The sequence below is a fragment of the Lacisediminimonas sp. genome (assembly GCF_030645335.1).
Classification (GTDB): domain Bacteria; phylum Pseudomonadota; class Gammaproteobacteria; order Burkholderiales; family Burkholderiaceae_D; genus Lacisediminimonas.
The window spans coordinates 1-6,840 of record NZ_JAUSNH010000226.1 but is presented as its reverse complement, the minus strand read 5'-3'; the positions used below and the strand labels follow the sequence as shown (position 1 = coordinate 6,840).

Here is a 6,840-nt window from a genome sequence, read left to right as displayed (position 1 = left end):
ATTGATCTCACTTTTTGACATTTCTTTTTTCTCTTCAATGACAATAACAAACTTATCATCCGTAATATCTTTATGCACAATCACCGGTTTCTTCCCCGGATATAATCTTTGCAATCCAAAAAATGCCAGCAATGATAATGCCGGCGATGGTGCCAATCGCGAACGAGAGCAAGGTCTCCGCCAGGGTCACTTTCAAATGCTGCATCAGTGAGCCATCCCCCAGCATTTCTCCTAGCTTGGCGGCGATGCTGCCCGGCTGGCTGATGATGAATGGGTCAACCAGGCGCAGTGCGACCGCGAAATGCCAGGCCCCCAGGAAAATGACGAGTACGGCGACTTGCGCAACGACCAGCCAGATCTGCCGCAGTCGCTTGGATCGGAGGAATTGGGCATGGCGGTGCGAAACCGCTCCACGGGCAAGGCCGCCCCACTTAGTTGGCACGCTGCTCACCTTCGAGATCCTCCCAGATCGATTTGCAGTAACCGCGGAATTCCGGCGCATCCCTTGACGTCAACGGCGTACGCTCGCCGGTCAATGTCAGCTTGACATCGACAATGCGTTTGATGCGCGCCGGCCGGTTGCTCAGGACAATCACCCGATCCGACATGGCAACGGCTTCTTCGATGTCGTGGGTGACCATCAATGCCGTTTTATTGTTGCGACGGATGATCTCGTGCATGTCTCGTTCCAGCAGCAACGTGGTCTGGTAGTCCAAAGCGGAAAAGGGCTCATCCAGCAGCAGGAGTTCCGGTTCCGTGGCCAGGGTCCGGATCAACGCAACACGCTGGCGCATGCCGCCGGACAGCTGGTGAGGATAGGCATGCTTGAAAGGTCCCAAGCCGTACGCATCCAGCATCTGATGCACTTTCTCACGCGCTTTCTGCGACCCGCGGCCTGCCAGTTCCAAGCCGAGCTCGGCGTTTTGAATGACATTGCGCCATTCAAACAGGTGGTCCTTCTGCAAGACGAACCCGACCTGCCCGTTCACGCCATTGATCTGCTTCTGGTCCAGTAGCACCTGTCCTTCGTCCGGCGCGAGCAGCCCCGACAGGATGGACAGGAGGGTCGACTTGCCGCAGCCACTGGGCCCCACAATGCTGCAAAACTCACCGTCAAAGACGTCGAAATCAAGACCGAGCAAGGCTGGCGTTTCACCAGCCCCGGTCACGTAGGTAAAGCCGACATGCTCCACCCTGAGTTTCTTTTTCCGCGGTGCTAATTGTTCGACCACTGCACAAGCCCCTGCGATCACGGCTTGATATCTTGCTTGGCCTTCTGCGCGAACTTCGGGTTCACGATCTGCTCATAGGGCACGCGCTGCTTGAGCACCTCGCCCTCTACCAGTAAGCCCACCAGTCGGTCCGTTCCCTCGCGGCTGATGATCGGGTCAACGGTCCACACCTTGACCTTTTTGTATTCGGCGATCACCGTTTCCAGGGTCTGGACGGGCACATCCTTGAAGAAAGGCGACACCAGCTCGGCAATTTTCTGGGGGGAGTTCTTGTCTGTCCAGAGCAAGCCCTTGTAGATCGCGTTCGTAAAGCCCTGGATGATTTTCGGGTTCTTGTCGATGTAGCTCGACGTTGCTGCGTACCCCGTGTAAGGGACCGAACCGAGCAATACCGCAACCGATGCGACACGATGGCCCTTGCCTTCGCTCACTGCTTTTGCGGCACCTGGTTCGAAGACCTGGGCGTAATCAGCACCGCTTTCCAGGAATGAGGGAAGGATATTCGCGGAAACGGGAATCGAGCGGACGGTTACGTCCTTTTTCGGGTCAAGTCCGGCCTTCTTGATCAGGTGGATCAGTACCGTGTAGGGGGTGGAACCGACGCCACCGGTGACGATTGTCTTGCCCTTCAGGTCGGAGATCTTGAAATTGCTGTTTGGCGTTTTGGACAGGATGAACGAACCATCGCTATCCGTGAGTTTGACAAAGTTCACCAGCCGCCGGTCAGGCGCGGCATCCTTTGTCAGGGCAGCGGCCTCCGGACCGAGCAAGGCAATGTCCGAAGCACCGCTGATGATTTCGGTGATGGTGGCCTGCGTGCCCCAAGTGGTCTTGGGCCCGACGATATTGATGCCTTCCTGCTCAAAAGCGCCAATTTTCAGCGCAACGTACTGGGGCACATAGAACACGCTACGAAGCACTTCATTCATGCGCACGTCCGCCGCCAGCGTCATTGGCGAGGCCAGCATGCCAGAAGCCGCCAAAACGGTCGCTAAAGCCTTTTGAACAAAATTCATCTTTATCTTCCTTCGGGGTCTAGGGGTTATTTCGGTCCGGCATTACGCCCACGTTGTGAGCAATTCTTTCACGGTCGTTACCACGCCAAAGCCGAGCGCTATATTGGCCAGCGCGGCGTCATGCTGCTCTTTCCGGTAAGTGGCGCAGGCATCATCCACCATCGCCACATAATAGCCTTTCATAAAGGCATCACGGGAGGTGGACTCAACGCACAGATTGGTTGCCACGCCGGTCGTGACCAAGGTCCGGATTCCCAATCCGCGCAGGATCGCGTCGAGTTCGGTATCGACGAATGCGCTGTAGCGGTGCTTTTGAATGACAAGTTCGGACGGCTGCGGCTTCAATTGGTAGAAGTCTGCGCCCCAGGTGCCGCGCAGGCAGCGCGGGGTCTCGAAGCCGATGCGGGCATTGCGCTCGTGCCAGGCTGGCGGCAGGTAAACGGCGTCGTAAATCGCCTGCACGAAAATAACAGTCACGCCTGCATTGCGCGCACCATCTACCAGTGCATGCAAGCCCGGCATGATTACCTGCACCATCGATAAATCATTTCCAGCGCTGCCAAAAACGCCATCAGGAGCACAAAAATCATTCTGGACATCGATGACAAGCAGGGCGGTACTGGCCGGGTTTACTTTTTCGCTGAAGGTTTTCGGAAATGCCTGTCGCAATATCGCCTCCTCATGTTGCGCCGCAAATGGTGAATCGAGTGCCAATATAGTTTATAGAGTTAATCTGATGTGCAATATCCCTATATTGCATATGGGAATTTTTTTGGTGGGAAGGATTCGCGAACCACAGCGTACCTTCACAGAAAGCCAATCCATCGCCCCGCGACAATGGCAGCTATCCAGGCGATCAGTGAAATGGTGGCGAAAACTTTCACGGACACCGATGCGCGCTCCGTTTTCAAGGCGTCTTGCCACCCCGCATGCGCGTGCAGTAGCAGCGCGTTGGCAATGCCGCCGCCAAGCAATACCAGCTTGGTCAGGAAGGCCACGTTAGCCGCGTATTCCGGCGCCTTTACCGTAAATAGTGTCATGCCGGTCAGCATCGCAAGGACCACGCCGGCCATTGCGGAGCGCGACAGGAACGGGCCGAGAACGCTGAGCGGAAAGCGGCTGAAAAACCCCAGGATGCGCAGATCGAGCGGCAGGATCGCGCCGGCCAGAATGCCGATCGACAAGATGTGGGCGGCGTTGACGAACAGGTAAAGCGTTGGCGACGCCGTCAGCGCCTGGGCGAGGAAACTCGCGGACAGCCATTCGAGCGCCGCCATCACGGCGTTCAATTGTCCTTTATCCGCTCCGGATACATGTCGTAGTTCTTGCCTTTGATGGTGATGCGAACCGCCTTGATGTGGTTCTTGCTCTTGTCGAGTGAACGGTTGCCCAGGACGGTGATTTCATCGCCAGCCTTGGCAGAACCGGCGGCAAATCCGGAGCGCTGCGTCTGGTTCGGATTGCCGAGATCGACTTGCCATGCATCGCCTTTCACTTTGACCACCAGGGAAGGATGCGGCGGGGCAAAGGAAACTTCCTGGATCGTTCCGACCAGTTTGGTGTGCTCGCCCTCTGCCCAAGCCCAGCCATGATGCGCGGTAGCGGTGGTCGATAACAGCAGGGTAGTGCTGATGCCGACAAGAAGGTGACGCAGTTTGATGGACGCCATACGACTCTCCTTTTTTACACGCCTGACGCAAGCATGTCGCCAGGACCGGTGAAGACGCTTGGGATCAGCTACCATTTTTCAATCGGCTTTCGGGTTGCCTGATCCAGGCAAGCAGGGCCGAAAGGGATCGAAGGGAAAGATGCCGGGAAATCGTATGTTAGCGGATTGGATCGTGTCGCGTGTGACGCAGCAGCAGTTCATCGATCCTTGACGGGCCATCCGCATTGCTCGTGTCGCAGCGCCTCTCTTTAAATTACCGTCATGCGTCACACCAGCAGCGAAATCACCATGGTGGCATTGAGCACGACGATCAAGCCCGCAGCCAGCCAGGCCAGGCAGCACAGCCAGCGCCGGTTGGTGTATTCGCCCATCAGTTTCTTGTCGCTGGTAAAGCGCACCAGCGGTATGACGGCAAACGGTAATTGCATGCTCAATATCACCTGGCTGAAGACCAGCAAGCGGGCGGTGCCGGATTCGCCAAACCATGCGGTGGCAATCAAGGCCGGAATAATGGCAATCGAGCGCGTTGCCAGCCGCCGCGCCCAGGCCGGCAATCGTATCCGCAAATAACCTTCCATCACGATCTGCCCCGCCAGCGTCGCCGTCAGGGTTGAACTCTGGCCCGAGGCTAGCAAGGCCAGGCCAAACATGAAGCTTGCCAATGAGGTGCCCAGCAAAGGTGTCAGCAAGTGATAGGCATCCTGGATCTCGGCCACGTCCGAGTGTCCGTTCTGGTGGAACACTGCCGCCGCGGTGATCAGGATGGCTGAATTGACCAGGAAGGCGAACAGCAAGGCAATCACGACATCGAGCGTGGTCCACTTCAGCGCATTGCGCCGCCCGGCATCGGACAGCGTGTAGCGCCTGGTCTGCACGGTGGACGAATGCAAGTAGAGGTTGTGCGGCATGACCGTTGCGCCAATGATGGCAATGGCCAGGTAAAGCGAATTCGGATTGGTGATGGTCTGGTGGGAGGGCACAAAGCCGGCGGCAACCGCCGCCCACTGCGGCTGTGCCAACACCAGGTTGCCACCGATGCAGACAAAAATCACCAGCAGCAAGCCGATGATGGTGGCTTCGAGATAGCGAAATCCATGCTGTTGCAGCCAGAGCACCAGCAGTACGTCAAAGACTGTCAGCGTCACGCCCCAGATCAGGGGCACATTGAATAACAGATTGAGGGCAATCGCAGTGCCGATCACCTCCGCCAGGTCGGTTGCGCAGATGGCAATCTCGCACATGACCCACTGAACGAATGCAGAACGGCGTGAATAGTGGGCACGACAAGCCTGGGCCAGGTCCATCCCGGTGACGATGCCCAGCTTGGCCGCCAGGATCTGCAGCATGATCGCCATCAGGTTGGACAACATGATGATCCACAGCAGCGCGTAGCCGAAGGCCGCGCCTCCCCCAAGGTCCGTGGCCCAGTTGCCGGGATCCATGTAGCCAACTGCCACCAGGTAGCCGGGCCCCATGAAGCCAAGAAAGCGCCTGATCCATGAACCGTGCTCAAATACCTTCACACTGCGGTAGCCATTGGCGGCATCGGCTGTGTCAATTGGGGAACTTGGCCAGGCAGGGCTGGCTTCCAGGGTCGGTGGTGGCATTTGAAGCGGCGCAAGATGCACAGGGAGGGCCGCAGGACTGTGTCATGCGGCCGTGTGCTGGTAGATCAGCCTGTCAGGGTTTGGGCGCTTTACGTCTGGTGGCTGTTGGGCCGGCGTCTTGCGGCGCTGCACCCAGTTCGGCACCAGTGGTCGGGTCCGCTTGCGGATCGGAGGCGGACCGCAAGGCAGCCGCTTCGACTGCCGCCGATTCAGCTTTTTTCAATACCACGCTGGCCTGGCCATCGCCGCCATCCACGGCGCTTTGCTCTTTGGGATTGCTCACGAAGTTCCATTGGTCGCCGTTGTTCCACGAACCGCGCATGTCACCATCGCCCTGGGACATGTTGAAGTAGACGTTGGTGAAGGCCGGGTCACCCGGCGTTTTCCCCGGGGGGAAGTTCGGGGTGATCGAATACAGGGCTTTTTCAAAAGATTTCTGGTGCGCGATCTCGCGCGTCATCAGGAAGCCCAGGGCTTCTTTCACTCCAGGATCATCGGTGCAATTCATGAGCCGTTCATAAATTATTTTTGCGCGTGCTTCGGCAGCAATATTGGACCGCAGGTCCGCCGTGGGCTCACCGATGGAATCGACATAGGCCGCCGACCATGGAACCCCGGCTGAATTCACCAGCGCCGGACCGCCACCATAAAGTACTTGTGTCAAATGGCTGTCGTTCCCGGCTCCGGTAATGGAGCGGTAGGTGTCGGCCTCGGAGTCGACGCCTTCAGCCAGCTTGCCCTTCGCGCCTTTGTTGAGCATGCCGACGATGGTGCCGATCACTTCCAGATGGCTCAGTTCTTCGGTTGCAATGTCGAGCAGCATGTCTTTCCGGCCCGGGTCATCTTCGCCCATCGCTTGCGTGAAATAGCGGCATGCTGCTGCCAACTCGCCTTGTGAGCCACCAAATTGTTCCAGCAAAAGATTTGCGAGTCCGGGATTGCTCTCGGAAACCCGCACCGTATATTGCAGTCGCTTGTTATGTGCAAACATCAGAATCCTCTCGAAGATGAAAGAGTGGGACAGCCAGCGCCATTGCGCTTGGGTCGGGGCGGCAAAGGCTGCAAGACATATGCCATGGCGAAGAGCGGCGGATGGGGCGGCAGTGGGCGCAGCACAAGGGCATTAGCGCGTCCTTATGACTGATCCGACCGGCATAATTTGCACAGCTAGGTCGGGCACGCTCAATCCATCGGGCGAACGCCCGATCCCGCCCGCGGATACGGGGAACGTGGTTGCCGATTCCGACATCCGCCAGCAGCAGCTGAACTGGCGCACCTTCATCGTGGACTTGCTGAAACTGCTGGACATCGACAGC

General features: G+C 57.7%; 8 protein-coding genes and 1 pseudogene. 1 reads left to right on the top strand and 8 read right to left on the bottom strand.

Going from position 1 to position 6,840, the window contains the following annotated elements; translation table 11 throughout:
- Positions 1–70 precede the first annotated feature (70 nt).
- From Q7T64_RS15440 to Q7T64_RS15405, 8 genes are all read right to left on the bottom strand, one after another.
- Positions 71–442, bottom strand: coding sequence for a hypothetical protein (locus Q7T64_RS15440; protein WP_304797527.1), 372 nt, complete (start codon positions 440–442; stop codon positions 71–73).
- A complete protein-coding gene (locus Q7T64_RS15435; RefSeq protein ID WP_304797524.1) occupies positions 432–1,232 on the bottom strand; it encodes an ABC transporter ATP-binding protein in 801 nt (266 codons plus the stop codon). The genes Q7T64_RS15440 and Q7T64_RS15435 overlap by 11 nt, the downstream gene beginning before the upstream one ends.
- A 17-nt stretch (positions 1,233–1,249) precedes the next feature.
- A complete protein-coding gene (locus Q7T64_RS15430) occupies positions 1,250–2,248 on the bottom strand; it encodes an ABC transporter substrate-binding protein (RefSeq protein WP_304797522.1) in 999 nt (332 codons plus the stop codon).
- 42 nt (positions 2,249–2,290) lie between these two features.
- A complete protein-coding gene (locus Q7T64_RS15425) occupies positions 2,291–2,917 on the bottom strand; it encodes a cysteine hydrolase family protein (RefSeq protein WP_304797519.1) in 627 nt (208 codons plus the stop codon).
- 137 nt (positions 2,918–3,054) lie between these two features.
- On the bottom strand, positions 3,055–3,528 hold the full coding sequence (locus Q7T64_RS15420; RefSeq protein ID WP_304797530.1) for a DUF6644 family protein: 474 nt from the start codon (positions 3,526–3,528) through the stop codon (positions 3,055–3,057).
- Positions 3,529–3,533: 5 nt separating this feature from the next.
- The gene (locus Q7T64_RS15415) at positions 3,534–3,917 is read right to left on the bottom strand and encodes a DUF6152 family protein (RefSeq protein WP_304797517.1); all 384 of its coding nucleotides are present in this window, start codon (positions 3,915–3,917) and stop codon (positions 3,534–3,536) included.
- Positions 3,918–4,183: 266 nt separating this feature from the next.
- On the bottom strand, positions 4,184–5,524 hold the full coding sequence (locus Q7T64_RS15410; protein ID WP_304797514.1) for an Nramp family divalent metal transporter: 1,341 nt from the start codon (positions 5,522–5,524) through the stop codon (positions 4,184–4,186).
- 73 nt (positions 5,525–5,597) lie between these two features.
- Complete coding sequence (locus Q7T64_RS15405) at positions 5,598–6,515, bottom strand: manganese catalase family protein (RefSeq protein WP_304797511.1); 918 nt, start codon at positions 6,513–6,515, stop codon at positions 5,598–5,600.
- 145 nt (positions 6,516–6,660) lie between these two features.
- On the opposite strand from Q7T64_RS15405, the pseudogene Q7T64_RS15400 reads away from it, so the two are divergent.
- Positions 6,661–6,840, top strand: a pseudogene (locus Q7T64_RS15400) (DUF3597 domain-containing protein); the annotation flags it as partial.